The 15,420-nt window shown below is 68.4% G+C and carries 16 protein-coding genes; 7 read left to right on the top strand and 9 right to left on the bottom strand.

Features of this window, described 5'->3' with window-relative positions:
- Positions 1 to 79: 79 nt before the first annotated feature.
- Together gfcR and NO978_RS07855 are read right to left on the bottom strand one after the other, a co-directional pair.
- The gene (gfcR, locus tag NO978_RS07860; RefSeq protein WP_257299002.1) at positions 80 to 727 is read right to left on the bottom strand and encodes a transcriptional regulator GfcR; all 648 of its coding nucleotides are present in this window, start codon (positions 725 to 727) and stop codon (positions 80 to 82) included.
- Positions 724 to 1,794 (bottom strand): glucose 1-dehydrogenase, encoded by a 1,071-nt coding sequence (locus tag NO978_RS07855; RefSeq protein WP_257299001.1) that lies wholly within the window; start codon positions 1,792 to 1,794, stop codon positions 724 to 726. The genes gfcR and NO978_RS07855 overlap by 4 nt, the downstream gene beginning before the upstream one ends.
- 209 nt (positions 1,795 to 2,003) lie before the next feature.
- On the opposite strand from NO978_RS07855, the gene NO978_RS07850 reads away from it, so the two are divergent.
- From NO978_RS07850 to NO978_RS07840, 3 genes are all read left to right on the top strand, one after another.
- A complete protein-coding gene (locus NO978_RS07850; protein WP_257299000.1) occupies positions 2,004 to 3,254 on the top strand; it encodes an HAD family hydrolase in 1,251 nt (416 codons plus the stop codon).
- Between the two features lie 118 nt (positions 3,255 to 3,372).
- On the top strand, positions 3,373 to 3,627 hold the full coding sequence (locus NO978_RS07845) for a hypothetical protein (protein WP_257298999.1): 255 nt from the start codon (positions 3,373 to 3,375) through the stop codon (positions 3,625 to 3,627).
- 91 nt (positions 3,628 to 3,718) lie between these two features.
- Positions 3,719 to 4,957: a mandelate racemase/muconate lactonizing enzyme family protein gene (locus tag NO978_RS07840; RefSeq protein ID WP_257298998.1), complete on the top strand. Its 1,239-nt coding sequence runs from the start codon at positions 3,719 to 3,721 to the stop codon at positions 4,955 to 4,957.
- An 11-nt stretch (positions 4,958 to 4,968) separates the two neighbouring features.
- Here the strand turns inward: NO978_RS07840 and NO978_RS07835 are convergent, their stop codons facing one another.
- The 3 genes from NO978_RS07835 to NO978_RS07825 all read right to left on the bottom strand — a co-directional run bounded on the left by NO978_RS07835 (position 4,969) and on the right by NO978_RS07825 (position 7,765).
- A complete protein-coding gene (locus tag NO978_RS07835; protein ID WP_257298997.1) occupies positions 4,969 to 5,559 on the bottom strand; it encodes a hypothetical protein in 591 nt (196 codons plus the stop codon).
- Complete coding sequence (locus NO978_RS07830) at positions 5,552 to 6,685, bottom strand: DUF3179 domain-containing protein (RefSeq protein WP_257298996.1); 1,134 nt, start codon at positions 6,683 to 6,685, stop codon at positions 5,552 to 5,554. The genes NO978_RS07835 and NO978_RS07830 overlap by 8 nt, the downstream gene beginning before the upstream one ends.
- Before the next feature lie 111 nt (positions 6,686 to 6,796).
- Complete coding sequence (locus tag NO978_RS07825) at positions 6,797 to 7,765, bottom strand: phosphoadenosine phosphosulfate reductase family protein (RefSeq protein WP_257298995.1); 969 nt, start codon at positions 7,763 to 7,765, stop codon at positions 6,797 to 6,799.
- Positions 7,766 to 8,267: 502 nt separating this feature from the next.
- Between NO978_RS07825 and NO978_RS07820 the strand changes: the two genes are divergently transcribed.
- The 3 genes from NO978_RS07820 to NO978_RS07810 all read left to right on the top strand — a co-directional run bounded on the left by NO978_RS07820 (position 8,268) and on the right by NO978_RS07810 (position 10,918).
- On the top strand, positions 8,268 to 8,396 hold the full coding sequence (locus NO978_RS07820) for a hypothetical protein (RefSeq protein ID WP_257298994.1): 129 nt from the start codon (positions 8,268 to 8,270) through the stop codon (positions 8,394 to 8,396).
- 133 nt (positions 8,397 to 8,529) lie between these two features.
- On the top strand, positions 8,530 to 10,335 hold the full coding sequence (locus NO978_RS07815) for a S9 family peptidase (RefSeq protein WP_257298993.1): 1,806 nt from the start codon (positions 8,530 to 8,532) through the stop codon (positions 10,333 to 10,335).
- A 61-nt stretch (positions 10,336 to 10,396) separates the two neighbouring features.
- The gene (locus tag NO978_RS07810; protein WP_257298992.1) at positions 10,397 to 10,918 is read left to right on the top strand and encodes a hypothetical protein; all 522 of its coding nucleotides are present in this window, start codon (positions 10,397 to 10,399) and stop codon (positions 10,916 to 10,918) included.
- A gap of 69 nt (positions 10,919 to 10,987) precedes the next feature.
- Here the strand turns inward: NO978_RS07810 and NO978_RS07805 are convergent, their stop codons facing one another.
- A complete protein-coding gene (locus tag NO978_RS07805; protein WP_257298991.1) occupies positions 10,988 to 11,212 on the bottom strand; it encodes a hypothetical protein in 225 nt (74 codons plus the stop codon).
- Between the two features lie 136 nt (positions 11,213 to 11,348).
- Between NO978_RS07805 and NO978_RS07800 the strand changes: the two genes are divergently transcribed.
- Positions 11,349 to 12,434, top strand: a complete 1,086-nt coding sequence (locus NO978_RS07800) for a lysylphosphatidylglycerol synthase transmembrane domain-containing protein (protein ID WP_257298989.1) — start codon at positions 11,349 to 11,351, stop codon at positions 12,432 to 12,434.
- 1 nt (position 12,435) lies between these two features.
- Here the strand turns inward: NO978_RS07800 and NO978_RS07795 are convergent, their stop codons facing one another.
- From NO978_RS07795 to NO978_RS07785, 3 genes are all read right to left on the bottom strand, one after another.
- Positions 12,436 to 13,485, bottom strand: coding sequence for an NAD(P)-dependent glycerol-1-phosphate dehydrogenase (locus NO978_RS07795; protein ID WP_257298988.1), 1,050 nt, complete (start codon positions 13,483 to 13,485; stop codon positions 12,436 to 12,438).
- Positions 13,486 to 13,786: 301 nt separating this feature from the next.
- Positions 13,787 to 14,704, bottom strand: a complete 918-nt coding sequence (locus NO978_RS07790; RefSeq protein WP_257298986.1) for a dihydrodipicolinate synthase family protein — start codon at positions 14,702 to 14,704, stop codon at positions 13,787 to 13,789.
- 35 nt (positions 14,705 to 14,739) lie between these two features.
- Positions 14,740 to 15,378: a VTT domain-containing protein gene (locus NO978_RS07785; protein ID WP_257298985.1), complete on the bottom strand. Its 639-nt coding sequence runs from the start codon at positions 15,376 to 15,378 to the stop codon at positions 14,740 to 14,742.
- Positions 15,379 to 15,420: the final 42 nt, after the last annotated feature.

Below are 15,420 nucleotides of genomic sequence, written 5' to 3'. Positions count from 1 at the left end.
GGGTTCCGGGTGGTGTTGCTGCCGGAGACGCTCGCCATCGAGGAGCCGGACCGGCTGACCGAGCGGAGCGATATCCGCGCTACTCGTCGCTGCCGACGGAGATGACCTGGAACAGCGAGTACACCGGGACGCCCTGGACCTCGTCGAGTCCCTGCTTGTCGACGAGGACGCACGCGGCGACGGGGTTGCCGCCCTCGTCCTGGATGGCCTCGATGGTCTCGGTCATCGTCGTGCCCGAGGTGATGGTGTCGTCGACCACGTAGCAGTCGCGGTCGCGGATCTGCGCGAAGTTCCGGGAGAACGAGCCACCGACGTCGGTGTCCAGTTCGCCCTCGTCCCACTGGTGCTTGCTGGGGGCGTAGCTGGAGAGGTCGGTGTCGAGGTTGCTGGCGATGTGGGTCGCGATGGGCGCTCCGGCCTTCTCGATGCCGACGGTGAGGTCCACGTCCTCGCCCTGCTTCGCGAGCAGGTCGGCCATCGCACTGGTGACGGCCTCCAGGCGGTAGCTGTCGCGGCCGACCGCGGACCAGTCGACGTGGATGTCCTGCGGGCCGCCGGCGGGTGCGGTCGTGTCGGTCGTCGCCGGAGCCGCGGGCCCGTCGGCGCGCTCGACCAGCCAGGAGGCGGTCTCCCGGGAGACGTTCAGTTCGTCAGCAATCTCGCCCTTGGAGTGGCCGTGCTCGGCCAGCTCCGCCGCGCTCTCGATGAGGTCGTCGACGTTCTTCATATAGAGTCGAATTCGACGGCGGTTTTTATAGTGCTGTCGTCGGTCGCAAAAGCGGCGTCGAGCTCGTCGAGTCCGTAGACGCCGGTGACGAGATCGTCGAGGAACGCGTCGGGAAGGGCGTCGAGCCGGTCGATGGCCGCACCGAAGTGGCCGGTGTGGGAGTTGACGCTTCCGACGAGTGCCTTGTTGTGCAGGACGAACTCGCGGTGGAGCCGGCCGCCGTCGACCTCGAACTGCCAGTCCGTCGGGACGCCGAGGAGCGCGCCGACGCCGTTGGGCGCGAGCGCGTCGATGGTGTCGAAGGCGTGCTTCGCGTAGCCGGTGGCTTCGTAGACGAGGTCGACGGGCTCGTGGACCGACGGAAACTCGGCGACGGAGGTCTCCCGCGAGTCGACGTACGTCGCGCCGAGGTCCTCGATGATGTCGATAGTGGGGTCGGGGCGGTCGCGCCGGCCGAGGCAGTAGCATCGGTCGAACTGCTCGCTCCCGTCGAGCATCGCGAGCGTCAGGAGGCCCAGGCTCCCGTTGCCCAGCACGAGCGCGGAGTCGGGGGCCCAGTCGAACGCTGACCGGGAGGCGAAGGCGTGTTCGAACGCCTTCTCGGAGATGCTGATCGGTTCCGCCAGGAAGCCGAGGTCGGCCAGCTCGCGCGGGACGGGGACGAGACAGTCCGCGGGGCTGGTGAAGTACTCGCTCATGAAGCCGTGTGCGCCGACGATGCCGCGCTCGACGTACTCGCCGTCGGGCGCCATGTCGGGCTGGCCGCGCTCGAAGTACTCGTTCGTCCCGCTTGCCGGCGTGCGGCGGACCGTGGGGGCGACCACGTCGCCAGCCTCGAACTCGGTGCCGTTCGGGTCCTCGACGACGCCGACCGCCTCGTGGCCCAGTACGAGGTGGTCCTCGCCAGCGGGGTAGCCGCCGTGGGTGCCCTCGATGACCTCGTGGTCGGTGCCGTCGATCCCGACCCGGAGCGTGCGGATCAGCGCCTCCTCCGGCTCCGGCTCGGGGCGTGGCTTCTCCACCACTTCGGGGCTGCTTCCATCACGACGTACTGCGACTGCGTGCATGTCACCCCCAACGACCTACTGCGACAAAAGATTTATTCTGTTGCGAGTAAAGTATTAGGTACGGTGGACGGTCACCGCCTGTGACGCGAGTCCGACCCCGGCAGCACCCACAGCCACTCCAGTCACGGCCCGTGCCATACTGACCGGCCACCGTTTTTCCCCACTCCCCCCCAACCCCTTTCATACCACTTCCACTCAATGGGAGTCACATGGAACGATACGACCTGCTGTACAGACTGTACGACGAGTTCGATACGGAGGCCGTCCGGGAGTACCAGGAGTTCGTCGACCTCTTCCCGGCCGTCGACTCCCGGGTCGCCCTCGAACACTGGCAGGACGCCAGCGAGGAGCTCGACACCCGCAAGAGCGAGATTCGCGACTCGTTCGTCCCGGGGGAGACGTTCGCCGAGGTCGCCGCACACGCCACCCGCGACCAGGCCTTCACCGCGCTCGACCTCCTCTCGACCTACGACCGCGCCATCAACGTCCTCGTGCTCGACGTGGACGAGACCCTGCGCTCGGCCGGCAACACCGACAACGAGATCCCCCGGGACACGCTCCACCGGCTCACCGAGTTCTACGAGAGCGGCGTCCCGATCGTCATCTGCACCGGCCAGACCCTGGAGAACGTCAAGGGCTTCATGATCCAGGGGCTGGGCAGCGAGGTCGTCCACTCGGGCGACGTGAGCATCGTCTACGAGTCCGGCAACGGCGTGTTCACGCCCGGTCACGGCGCGGAGACCAAGCGACTGCTGTACGAGGGCCTCGACGAGTTCGTCCGGGAGGTGTTCGACGACGTGCGAGCCCGTGCGCTGACCGAGGCCCCCGAGGCAGTTCGCCACGGCTGTCACCTCCAGGGCAACGAGTTCAACGTCACGCTCAAGCCAAACTACGAGACCGGGAGCGAGCGCGCCCGCGAGATCATCGACACCGCGCTCGTCTACCAGCTCCACCTCCTGGGGACGGCGGTCGCCCGGGCAGCCGACGCCGACCTCGACGAGGAGGCTGCCGTGCGCTGGGCTCGCGCCTACTACGCCGACGCCGACCCCGAGATCCGCGGCGTGCTCGAACGCGAGGGCGAGTACGAGGCACGCGACCTCGGCGAACTCCCCGAGGTGCTCGCCGAGGCGTTCGACCGCGTCGACGTCGCCTACTACGAGGCCGATGCCGCCGAGATATCCAGTCTCGAACTCAACAAGGTCGCTGGCGTCGAGGCCGCACTCGAGGTACTCGGCGTCGATGACCCCTTCGCGCTCGTCATGGGCGACTCCAAGACTGACCTGCGGGTGATGCGCTGGGCCGAGGAGAACCACGCCGGCATCGCTGCGGCACCGAACCACGCGTCCTCTGACGTGCTCGAACACGTCCTCTCGACCGACGAACTCGTCTTCGACCGCGGGAAGTCTGCCGAACTACTGGGGACCGCGTACGCGATGAACTGCCTCGCGAGCCTCGACTGAACGGGGGCCGTCACCAGCTCCGGAACGCGCAGCAAGCTGTCCCTCGCCGGCGGTTGCCGTCCTCGCTGTGCTGAAATTTAAACCGAACAATCAAACCCGAAGGCGCCGAATCGCCGCTATGAGCGACCTCTTCGAGTACGTGCTGGGGTTCAAGCGACTGCTCGCGACCATCGGGGGGCTGGGGCTGCTCCTGCTGGTGCTGCTCGCGCTGGTCGTCGAGGGGCGGACCGCGACAATCGCCATCTACCTTGTCATCTCCGGCGTGCTGTTGCTGGCAGGTATCGCCGTGGTGTATCTCCGGGTGCTCTCGAAGGAGAGCTCGGAGATTCGAACGCCACCCGAGGAGTGGGAGCGTCGAGAGCCGAAAGAGTAGGGTGCGCAGCGGAGGGGGAGCCCAATCCGGACTGAACACTGTCGAAGCGCCGGAGAAAAGTTTTACTAAGGAGCGAGTAAACAGGTTTCGCATGGGTATCGATTACACGGAGCTTCACGACCCGAACGCGGAGTACACGATGCGGGACCTCTCCGCGGAGACGATGGGCGTGACACGCGAGCGCGGCGGCGGCCGGGACGTCGAGATAACCGACGTGCAGACGACGATGGTCGACGGGAACTTCCCGTGGACGCTCGTGCGAATCTACACCGACGCCGGCGTCGTCGGCACCGGCGAGGCGTACTGGGGCGCTGGGGTCCCCGAACTCATCGAGCGCATGAAGCCGTTCGTCGTCGGGGAGAACCCGCTCGACATCGACCGGCTGTACGAGCACCTCGTCCAGAAGATGTCCGGCGAGGGGAGCGTCGAGGGCATCACCGTCACCGCTATCGCCGGCATCGAGGTCGCGCTCCACGACCTCGCCGGCAAGATCCTGGAGGTGCCGGCCTACCAGCTGCTCGGCGGGAAGTACCGCGACGAGATGCGCGTCTACTGTGATTGCCACACCGAGGCGGAGGCAGACCCGGAGGCCTGTGCCGACGAGGCCGAACGAGTGGTCGAGGAGCTGGGTTACGACGCGCTGAAGTTCGACCTCGACGTGCCGTCGGGACTGGAGAAGGACCGCGCGAACCGTCACCTCCGCCCCGGCGAGATCCGTCACAAGGCCGAGATCGTCGAGAAAGTCACCGAGCGCGTGAAGGACCGCGCGGACGTGGCGTTCGACTGCCACTGGACGTTCTCCGGCGGCTCGGCGAAGCGGCTCGCCAGCGCCATCGAGGAGTACGACGTCTGGTGGCTTGAGGACCCCGTCCCGCCGGAGAACCTCGACGTGCAGGCGGAGGTCACGCAGTCGACCATCACCCCCATCACAGTCGGGGAGAACCGGTACCGCGTGACTGAGGAGCGCCGGCTCATCGAGGAGCAGGCGGTCGACATCGTCGCGCCGGACATGCCGAAGGTCGGCGGGATGCGCGAGACGCGGAAGGTCGCGGACGTGGCGAACCAGTACTACGTCCCCGTCGCGATGCACAACGTCTCCTCGCCGGTGGCGACGATGGCCAGCGCGCACGTCGGCGCGGCCATCCCGAACGCGCTCGCCGTCGAGTACCACTCCTACGAGCTGGGCTGGTGGGAGGAGCTCGTCGAGGAGGACGTCATCGAGGACGGCTACATCCAGATTCCGGAGGAGCCCGGGCTCGGCGTCACGCTCGACATGGACGCCGTCGCGGAGCACATGGTCGACGGGGAGACCCTGTTCGACGAGGCGTAGCGGCGCTCCCGCTATCCGGTCGTTCGGACGGCCGGATGCAGTCCGCCGCCCGTGTAGAGCAGACTCGCGAGCAGCAGGAGGACGCCGAGCGGGAGCAGCCACTCGAACACCGTCAGCAGCGTTCCCGACGCCGAGACGCCGACGGCGATGAGCACGGTCGGCCCGCAGCACGCCGTCCCCGAGAGGAGCGCGGGGATGGCCGCGAGGGCGCTGCTGCCGGCCCCACGCGAGCGCTCGACGCCACAGGCCCGCGGGTAGCGCCACGCGAGGTAGGTGAGCCCCACGTTCGCACCGACGAGGGCCGCCAGCACACCGCCGACGGCGATATTCAGCGGGGAGACCAGCCAGCGAGCGACGCCGAGGTCGACGAGCGCGACGGCCTCCCAGGCGAACGGTCCGGTCCGTTCGAGCATCCGCGAGACCGGGTCGGCGACGACGGTGCCGACCTCGACCGGCAGGCCGGTCCGGACCGAGAGGTCACCGAGCGCGACGAGGTATATCGCGAGGTACGCGGCCGCGAGCAGCACCGAGACCGCGAGCGCATCGCGCTGCCTGACGAGCAGGCCGAGCGAGCGGCCGGTACGGGCGAGTCGGTCAGGCATGGACCTCCGTGGAGGGGTAGAACGCGAACCACGCGAACCACATCGCGTCGAAGGACTGGACCGGGTCGAGCGGCAGGTCGCCCGCAGCGTACGTCTCGCCGTCGAGCCGGTAGCCACCGTCGATGGGCCTCGGGACGGCGGCATCGGCGCCCGGGAGCCGGTAGACGTGGTTCGTGTCGAGCACGCCGTCGTGGACGAAGGCGACGGGCACGTCGCCCGCCGTGCCGGTGACAACGCGCTCCGTACGGAGCAGTCGCTCGTGGACCGCGCTCGCGCCGGACGCCGTTCGCACGCCGTGGAAGACGTCCTTTGTTGGGTGCCGGTCGTCCTCTATCGCGGGGTCGAAGAGCGTGCTCTCGCGGGCGTAGTAGCCGCCCCGCGGGTTGTACGAGCCGTAGGGGTCGCGCTCGTAGTCGCGGACGTAACCGGTGTCGCGCGTGAGTACCCGGCCGTCGGGGTGCGCCTCGCGCCAGCTTCCCCACGTGGTCCACCGGACGGGGACGTGCTGGAGGCTCTGCCCCTCGTGCTCGCCCTCGATGGCGGTGCCGAGCACCTGCGGCCACCGGCTGTCGGTCCCGCGGTCGTACATCACGAGGTTCGAGTTCAGGAGGTTGCCCGAGACGCCGAGCTCGACGCCGCCGCGGCGGTAGCCGACGGCGGTGCCGGTCAGCGGGCAGTACGTGACGGCGACGGGCTCGCCGCCGACGGTGTCGTTGACGATCTCGTGCCAGACCAGGATGGACTGGGGGTACGCACGGGCGTCGCCGTCGACGACGACGGAGAACACGGGGTCGCCGTCGGCGATGCGGTCGCCCACGTCGTCGGTCGACTCGAACGACGGCTCGTCGACCGAGGGGATGCCGTCCTTCGGCGGGCCGCCGGAGCGGACCCAGTCCCGGAGCTGCCCGAACGACTCCTCGACGACGAAGGACTCGTTCGCGAGCGGGAGGTCGCCGCTCTCGCTGGTGGACCCACCGTCGGAGGGGTCGTCGAGCTGGTTCGGCGCCGGGGCGTCGGTGATACCGCCACCATCCGAGTCGGCGCTGGGGTCCAGACAGCCCGCCAGCGCGGTGAGGGCGGCACCGGTGCCAGCGAGGACCTGCCGGCGCGTGCTATATGTTACCATGGGTGACTGGACGGGACGCGCCGGATTAATCGTACGCTGGGCGTGCGTCGCCGCTGCACGAGCGTCGACGGGTGGAACGAACCGCAGAAGTGGGTGGTCGGCGAGCCGCGTCTACATGTAGCCGAGGTCGCGCAGGCGCTCCATCAGGTCCTCCTTGTCCTGGGCACGGCCGGCGCGCTCGGTCGTGTTCTCGAGGTCCTGCAGCCAGGCGGGGTCCTGTTCGGCCTTCTCCGTCGAGACCTCGCTGCCCAGGCTGCGGAAGCCCTCGAAGTACTTCGGCGAGACCGGGATGTCCTCGTGGGTCAGCCCGTTCGGCAGGTCGTCGTAGTCCTGCGGGACGTAGCCCTCGTCCGGGAACTCGTCGACCGTCTCCGGCACCACGAAGTGCCAGAACGCCTCCCAGACGTCGGCCTCGGCGAACTGGAGGATGGGCTGGATGCGGTCGTGGGGCGGGTAGATGTCGGGGTCGTGGCGCGGGCTGAAGAACGTCTCGTCGGCGCGGGCCTCCTGCTCGTCCCAGCGGATGCCCGAGATGATGCCGTCGATGCTCTCCGATTCGAGCGTGTCGTTCAGCGCCACCGTCTTCAGCAGGTGGTTGCCGACGTAGGTGTCGAGCAGGAACGGGAACGTGTCTTCCTCGTACTCGAGGATGTTGCGGATGTGGTGCTGGTTGTGCTCCGAGAGCGCGTCGACGGGAATATCGTCACCCGGCGTCAGGTCGTTTTCGTCGACGTACTCGCCCACGTCGCTGTTGCGGGCGTAGACGACCTCCAGGTCCCACTCGTCGGCCCAGTGCTCGACGAACTCCATCAGCTCGTCGAAGTGCTGGAAGTGGTCGATGAAGACCGTGGTAGGCAGGTCGTAGCCGTGCTTCTCGGCGACCTCCTTCACGAAGTACAGGGTGAGCGTCGAGTCCTTGCCGCCGGTCCACATCACGGCGGGGTTCTCGTACTCCTCGAGACCCTTCTTCGTGACTTCGAGTGCCTTCTCGATCTTGTGCTCGATGGACGGGTAGGTCGCGGGTGTCTCGCCCTCGCCGTCCGTGTAATCGACGTCGAGATAGTCGGGAAACTCGCTCATGTAATTAGATGTAATTACAGTCCCGCAAAAGTGTCTTTTGGGTTCGAATCGCTCGTCGGTCGCGGCAGTATTTGACATTTTAACGACGTGTCGCAAAAAGAATATGCCGGCGAGTATCGCTCCGCTAGGTGAACATCGATGAGAGCAACGAGGAGAGCATGACCAGAGAACGGTGTTACGCCTGTCCCTGATCGGTCTCCCACTGATCTCCGGCTGTATTGGAACCAATGACAGCCAGGGGACAACCAGTATCGAGACAAATACGTGTAGTGAACGGTATACTGTCCCAGACATTCAAATTGAGAATCAAACTAGCTCGGAGCGGACAATACACGTCGAAATTCGTGGTGAATCAGGACGGGAAAGGCAAGTTTTATTCTCGAACACGTATCGGGCACCGCCAGACACCGTCTCAGCGGAGTCGGAACGGATATTCAAAGACAACGGGGACCCGTTCGACACGTACCGGGCCGAAATCAGTTCGGGGAACGAAGAAGAGTCCATGGACGTCGGCTCGGTCGCAGCGGAACCATCCCTGCACAGCGTTCGCGTCATCCTGAGCGATTCCGGGATGGCCGTCCGGGACCATCACGCCGACCCGGGTGAGGACTACAACCCGAACTGCTACTGACTCTCGTTTCGGCGGTTCTCACGGCTCTCGGGCCGACCAAACCCACACTGAGTCTCACTGGACCAGAGGGTCAACCACGGCCCGCGGTTCCGCCACCAGAACCCATTAGCCCCGTCACGCCCACCTGCTTGGTATGCCATACGACATCGAGCGCTACCTCAACGTCCGGAGCGCCTACGGGGCGTCGTTCGGGCCCGAGGGCGAGCGCGTCTCCTTCCTGATGGACACGACCGGCACGCCGCAGGTCTGGTCGGTCGACGGCGCGGGCGAGTGGCCCCACCAGCGGACCTTCGAGGACGAGCGCGTCGGCTTCGCGACGTGGTCGCCCGAACGCGACGAACTGGTCTACGGGATGGACGAGGGCGGCAACGAGCGCATGCAGTTCTTCCGGATGAGCGGCGACGGGAGCGAGGAGGTCGCCCTCACCGCCCACCCGGACGCGAAGCACCGCTGGGGCGGCTGGAGTCACGACGGCGAGCGGTTCGCGTTCGCCTCGAACCGCCGCGACGAGTCCGTCTTCGACATCTACGTGCAGGGCCGCGACGAGACGGGCGACGACGCGACGTTGGTCCACGAGGGCGACGGGTGGCTGAGCGTCGGCGGCTGGAGCCCAGAAGACGACCGACTGCTCGTCTCGCAGGCGTACTCGAACTACGACCAGGACCTCTACGTGCTGGACATCGAGACGGGCGACCTCGACCACCTCACCCCCCACGAGGGGAACGTCCGGTACACCAGCGCGTCGTGGGGGCCCGACGGCGACGCGCTCTATCTCTGTACCGACGAAGACTCGGACACGCTCTCCCTCGCGCGCCTCGACATCGCGACCGGCGACATGGAGACCGTCGTCGACGGCGGCGACTGGAGCATCGACGGGGTGTCCCTCGACGACGAGACGGGCCGGCTGGCCTACTCGCGCAACGTCGACGGCTACACCGAGCTGACCGTCGGCGAACTCGCCGGCGAGACGGCGGTCGAGGAGTTCCCGTCGCCGGACCTCCCCGGCGGTATCGCGGGCGGTGTGTCTTGGGGGCCCGACGCCGAGCGGTTCGCTATCACCGCGACGGGCGCGGCCGTGAACACGAACGCCTACGTCGTCGAGACCGAGACCGGCGCGACCGAGCGCTGGACGTACGCTGCGACGGCGGGCATCCCCGAGTCGTCGTTCCGCGAGCCCGAGCTCGTCCACGTCGAGAGCTTCGACGGACTGGAAGTGCCGGGCTTCCTCACGCTCCCAGACGGCGCCTCGGAAGAGGACCCGGTGCCGGTCATCGTCTCCATCCACGGCGGCCCGGAGGCCCAGCGCCGTCCGTCGTTCAACCCTGTCAAGCAGTACTATCTGAACCGCGGCTACGGCTACTTCGAGCCCAACGTCCGCGGCTCCGCCGGCTACGGGAAGGCGTACAGCCACCTCGACGACGTGCGCAACCGGATGGACTCCGTCGCCGACATCGACGCGTGCGTCGACTGGCTGGCGGATCAAGACGCCGTCGACGCGGACCGCCTCGTCGCCATGGGCGGCTCCTACGGCGGGTTCATGGTGCTCGCGAGCCTCATCGAGTCGCCAGAGCGCTGGGCGGCCGGCGTCGACATCGTCGGCATCGCCAACTTCGTCACGTTCCTCGAGAACACCGGCGAGTGGCGGCGCGAGCTCCGGGAGGCCGAGTACGGCTCGCTGGACGAGGACCGCGAGTTCCTCCAGTCCATCTCGCCGATGGAGAACGTCGACGCCATCGGGTCGCCGCTGTTCGTCATCCACGGCGAGAACGACCCGCGCGTGCCCGTCGGCGAGGCCCACCAGATCGTCGAGGGCGCACGCGAACAGGGTGTCACCGTCCGCGAACTCGTCTTCGAGGACGAGGGCCACGGCCTGACGAAGCTGGAGAACAAGGTGGAAGCCCACACCGCTGTCGCCGAGTTCCTCGACGAGCACGTTTGAGCGGCCGGCGGCTGGCACGCAGAGAGTGACGTTAACAGGCCCGCGGCCGAACGGACGAGCGATGGATGGACGCTGCCGTCTCACTCGCCGTCGCCTGCTGGCCGGCCAGGCGGGTCTCTCGACACTCGGTGCGCTGGCGGGCTGTCTGGACGGGGACGACGCCGCTCCGGAGAGGACGACCGACGGCGCGGCCGACAGCACCGGCCCGGGCGACCGCGACCTGCGCGAGGCGAACGTCGTCGACGTCGACGCCGAGGCCGAGGACGGCAGGGACACGTTCGACGTCACGCTGCACCACGACGACGACGGCGAGGACGGCTACGCGGACTGGTGGCAGGTCGAACGGCTCGACGGGAGCCGGCTCGGCCGCCGCGAGCTGCTGCACGCCCACTCCCAGCAGCCGTTCACCAGGGCAGACACGGTCGAGATTCCCGCCGACGTGCCCTGCGTGGTCGTCCGCGGCCACGACCGGACACACGGCTACGGCGGGGTTGCGATGCTGGTGAACGTGGAGTCGGGCGTGACCCGACGGGTGGCGCAGGGCTCGGAACCACGGTCGTTCGACGCGAGTGACTGTCCCTGAGTGATCGGGGTCCCGGAGTGTGTCAGTTGACCCCCAGACAGTCTCGGCCACTCCCGTGCTTCCGGCCCGCTACTCGCCGAGGTAGTGGCGGTCGTAGAACAGCAACAGCCCGAGGAAGGCGACGACGAACGCGACGACAGTGAGGACGGCCACTGGCGTCCCGCGGCCGAGGGCAGTCCCGGCCACCACCACCTCCGTGACTGCTACGGCGACCAGTGCCGACGCGAAGAAGCTCCCGACGAGGAACAGTAGATTACCGAGAGACGACGGCTCCCCGGTCGCATCACCCGACATATCAATCGAGAAGGGTCCGTGGTGGCAAAAGACCCCCTGCTCGTGGCGACCCAGGCCGGCCCCGCACTGGACCGGGGCTCCGGTCGACGGTGGAACACCCGATGCGCTCTTGTGTCCCACGTGCGACTGACCCCACATGGGACTGCGGGAGATCGTCGCGGGTGTCGTCGCGGGCCTCGTCGTAGTCGCCCTGCTCGCCGTCGGCGTCGGCTGGGAGCAGGTGCTCGACCGGGTGCTCGCGGCCGACAAGCTCCTGTTCGGGCTGGCGCTGCTCGCCGGGTTCGGCTCCATCGCGGCCTGGGGGCTCTCCATCTACGCCCTCGTCCGCCCGATTCCGGATGCACCGGGGCTGCGTCGGTTCTCGGGCCTCTTCCTCGCCGCAGTGTTCGTCAAACAGGCGCTCCCTCTGGGCGTCGCTGGCGGCGCGGCCATCATCGCCTACGTCGTCTCGCGGTACTCCGACGCGACCATCGAACGGACGCTGCTCGCCACGACGGTCGCGGGCTTCCTCTCGACGGTCGCCTCGGCGCTCGTCGCCGGCCTCGGCCTGCTGTTCGTTCTGCTCACGCGTCCCGTCCCGCAGTGGATCATCCAGCTCACCGTCGTTCTGGCCATCGGACTGCTGGTGCTCATCACGGTCGTGACGGGCTTTGCCATCTGGCCCGGCATCCTCCGGCGTGCGACGCTCAGGTTCGCCGGCGCGGTCCACCCCACGGCTGCGTCCCTGTCGACGCGGCTTGGGAGGGTCGTCGAGCCGAGACAGGTCCGCGCACGTCTGGACCGCTTCGTCGACACGGGCGAGGTCGTCGCCAGACATCCCCGGGCCGTCGTGGCGTCGTTCGTCGCGGCGGTCTTCGCGTGGGTGTTCACCGCCGCCGCGTTGAGCTTCTCGCTGGCGGCGGTCAGCAGCCCCGCGCCGCTGTCGGTCTCCGCGTTCGCCGTCACGGTCTCCGGTGTCGCGACCGCGGTTCCGCTCCCGGGTGGCCTCGGCGGCGTCGAGGCGACGCTGTCGGCGCTCGTCACCGTGATGAGCGGTGACGCGGTGACCAGGGTCGGTGCGGGCGTCGTGCTGTTCCGGGTCGCGACCTTCTGGCTCCGGCTGGTCATCGGTGGCCCCGCCGGCCTGGCGGTGCTCGGACGCTACGGCTCGGGCTCACAGGCGCTCGACGAACTCGACGAGATAGAGGAGAGCGTGGGCGACGTCGGGCCGGCGAGCGAGTAGACTACTCGATGACGCCCGTCTTTCTGGCGGTCTCCCACGCCGCCTCCTCGCTCATGCCGTCACCGAGGATGGTGTACCGGTCGCGGATCTCGTGACAGGTCGTCAGCGCCTCGACGACCGTCTCCGGCGGGATACCGAGTTCCTCCGCGGTCGTCGGCGCGTCGATGCTCCGGAGCGCGTCCCGGATGTCCGTCCAGAAGCCGCGGTCGCCGCCGTGGAGGAACGCCGTCAGGATGGAGCCGACGCCGACCTGGTGGCCGTGCAACGCCGGCTCGGGTGCGACGCGGTCGAGCTGATGCGAGAACAGGTGCTCGGCACCGGAGGCGGGGCGCGACGAGCCCGCGATGGACATCGCGACACCCGAGGAGACCAGCGCCTTCGTCACGACCCACGAGGACTCCTCCAGTCCCGGGCGTACCGAGTCCGCGTTGTCGACGAGTATCTCCGCCGTCATCTCCGAAAGCGCGGCCGCGTACTCGGAGTACGGTACGTCCTTCAGCCGGTTCGCGAGCCGCCAGTCCATCACCGCGGTGTAGTTCGAGATGATGTCCGCACAGCCGGCCGTCGTCAGCTCCCACGGTGCCTCCGCGAGCACCTCGGTGTCGGCGACGACTGCCAGCGGCGGGTCAGCCGCGACGCTGTGACGGGTGTCGCCCTCCGGCACCGACCCGCGCCCGGAGACGATGCCGTCGTGGCTCGCCGCCGTCGGCACCGACACGAAGCCGAGGCCGACGTGGTCGGCCGCCATCTTCGCGATGTCGATCGCCTTCCCGCCGCCGACGCCGAGGAGGAACCCCGGCTCCGTCGCCTCCGCACGTTCGATGACGCGCTCGACCGACTCGAACGTCGCCTCCTCGACCACGACGACCGCCGAGTCCGCGAACTGCGACTCGATGGTGTCGCCGACCAGCTTGCGGGGGGTCGGGCTCGTCACGATGAGCGGTCGTCCCTGCAGGTGCAGGTCCTCGACGACCTCCGCCGTCCGGCCGACGACGCCGTGCCCGACTACCACGTTCCGGGGCAGTCGGATCCACGTCGATTTTGTGAACATACCCCAACGGACACCGGCCGTCGGGAAAGGAGTTACGCGACGCCCGAGGGTGGCGTATTCGGGAGCGAGCGGTTCCGAAACGGCTGAACCGGTGTCGACGCAACCGGCACGACGCTGTGGCAGGCACGGCATCCGGTTGAGGGTTCGGCTTCGCCTGAGGGTTTACAATATATGTAAACCCCGCTACCGGCGCGGCTGGCGAGCGAGCTTGCGAGCGAACGGGGGCGTGCTTGCAGTTGTGGTCACTGGCGAGTGGCGGAACAGGGTGCATACCGGTCGCGTCCGGAACGATACCGACGACTCAGTCGAGCAGTCCGAGTTCCCGAAGCTCCTCCCCTAGCGCGGCCTCGTCTCCGTCGTTCATCTGCCGCAGCGGGCTCCGCAGCGGCCCGGCGTCGAACCCCTGCAGCGAGAGCGCGGCCTTCACGCCGGCCATGTACGGCCCGCGCTTCAGCGCCGAACGCACGTCGTACACCTGACTCTGCAGTTCCCGCGCGCGGTCCTCGTCGCCGGCGTCGTAGGCCTCGTACAGGGACACGACGAGTTCGGGGAAGGCGTTGGCGACCGCCGAGACCATGCCCGAGCAGCCGATCTCCAGCCCGGGGAACAGCAGCGAGTCGGAGCCCGAGAGGAACGTCAGCTCGGGGTGGTCGTCGATGGCCTGCCCGAGCCACGGTACGTCCTTGCTGGAGTCCTTGACGCCGACGAGGTTCGGGATGTCGGCGAGTTCGTCGACGGCTGCCAGGGAGAGTTCGTTGCCGGTCTTCGAGGGGATGTGGTAGACGTACGTCGGCAGGTCGACGGCCTCGCAGACGCGCCGGTAGTGGTTCACGGCGGCGGTGTCGTCCAGCGGGTAGTAGAACGGCGTCACGACGACGATGCCGTCCGCACCGGCCTCGGCGGCGGCCTCGGCGTGGGCGACCGTGCGGTGGGTGCTGGGCGCGCCGACGCCCGCGATGACGGGCACCTCGTCGCCGACCTCGTCGACGACGGCGCGGACGACGCGGTCGCGTTCCGCGCCCGAGAGCATCGCGAACTCGCCGTTGGTGCCGAGCGGGAAGACGCCGTGTGCGCCGCCGTCGACGACGTACCGGGCGTGGGCCGCCGTCCCCTCGTAGTCGACCGACTCGTCGTCGTGGAACGCCGTCACTGTCGGTGGGACGACCCCGTGGATGCCGAGCGGGTCGTCGGAGCCGGGCGCGGGAGCATTGGAAGCCATGTGGCGAACTGTACGCGGATTCGAGTTAATAGTTCCTACGACGCGCGGCGCTCGACGTACCGCTGGTACAGCGGTCTGGCGACCAGCGCGAGCGCGAGAGCGCCGGCCCCGACGAGCACGAGCGGGTCGACGGAGCTGCCGGTGGTGACGTTCCGCGCGGAGACGCCGATCGCCATGATGGTGAGAATCCACGGGAGCTCGCCGATGAACGTCCCGAGGAGGAACGTCCCGAGCGGCACGTCCGCGAGTCCGGTGCCGTAGGCCACCGCGTCGGCGGGCGCGGGCGAGAGCCGGCCGGCGATGGTGCCCCGGAGGTCGCCCGTCGCGTCGAAGATCTCGTCGCCGGAGCGCCGGAGCCAGCCGAGGACACCGTCGTCGCGCTTGTACCACCGGCCCCCGTAGTACGCGGGGAGCGCGGTGAGGACGCCGCCGGCCAGCGCGATGGGGAGGCCGGGCCAGCCGAACCGGTAGCCGACGACGAGGGTGAACGCCGTGACGGGCACCGCGAGGAACGGCCGGACGAGGTAGCCGACCGCGAGGATAGCGACGAACAGCACGTCGTTCTCGACGGCCGTGAGGAGCCCCGGGAGGTCGCCTCCGACGGTCAGGCGGGCCAGCACGAGCAGCGAGAGCACTGCGAGCACGACCGCGGCCCGCCGGTATCTTCGGCGCACTACCTGAGCGAGGGGCAGTTCGCACTTGTGGGTTTCGAGACC

It is taken from the genome of Haloarchaeobius sp. FL176 (assembly GCF_024609245.1).
Classification (GTDB): domain Archaea; phylum Halobacteriota; class Halobacteria; order Halobacteriales; family Natrialbaceae; genus Haloarchaeobius.
Note: the sequence above shows the minus strand (reverse complement) of the source record. Positions and strands in the feature narration are given on the sequence as shown.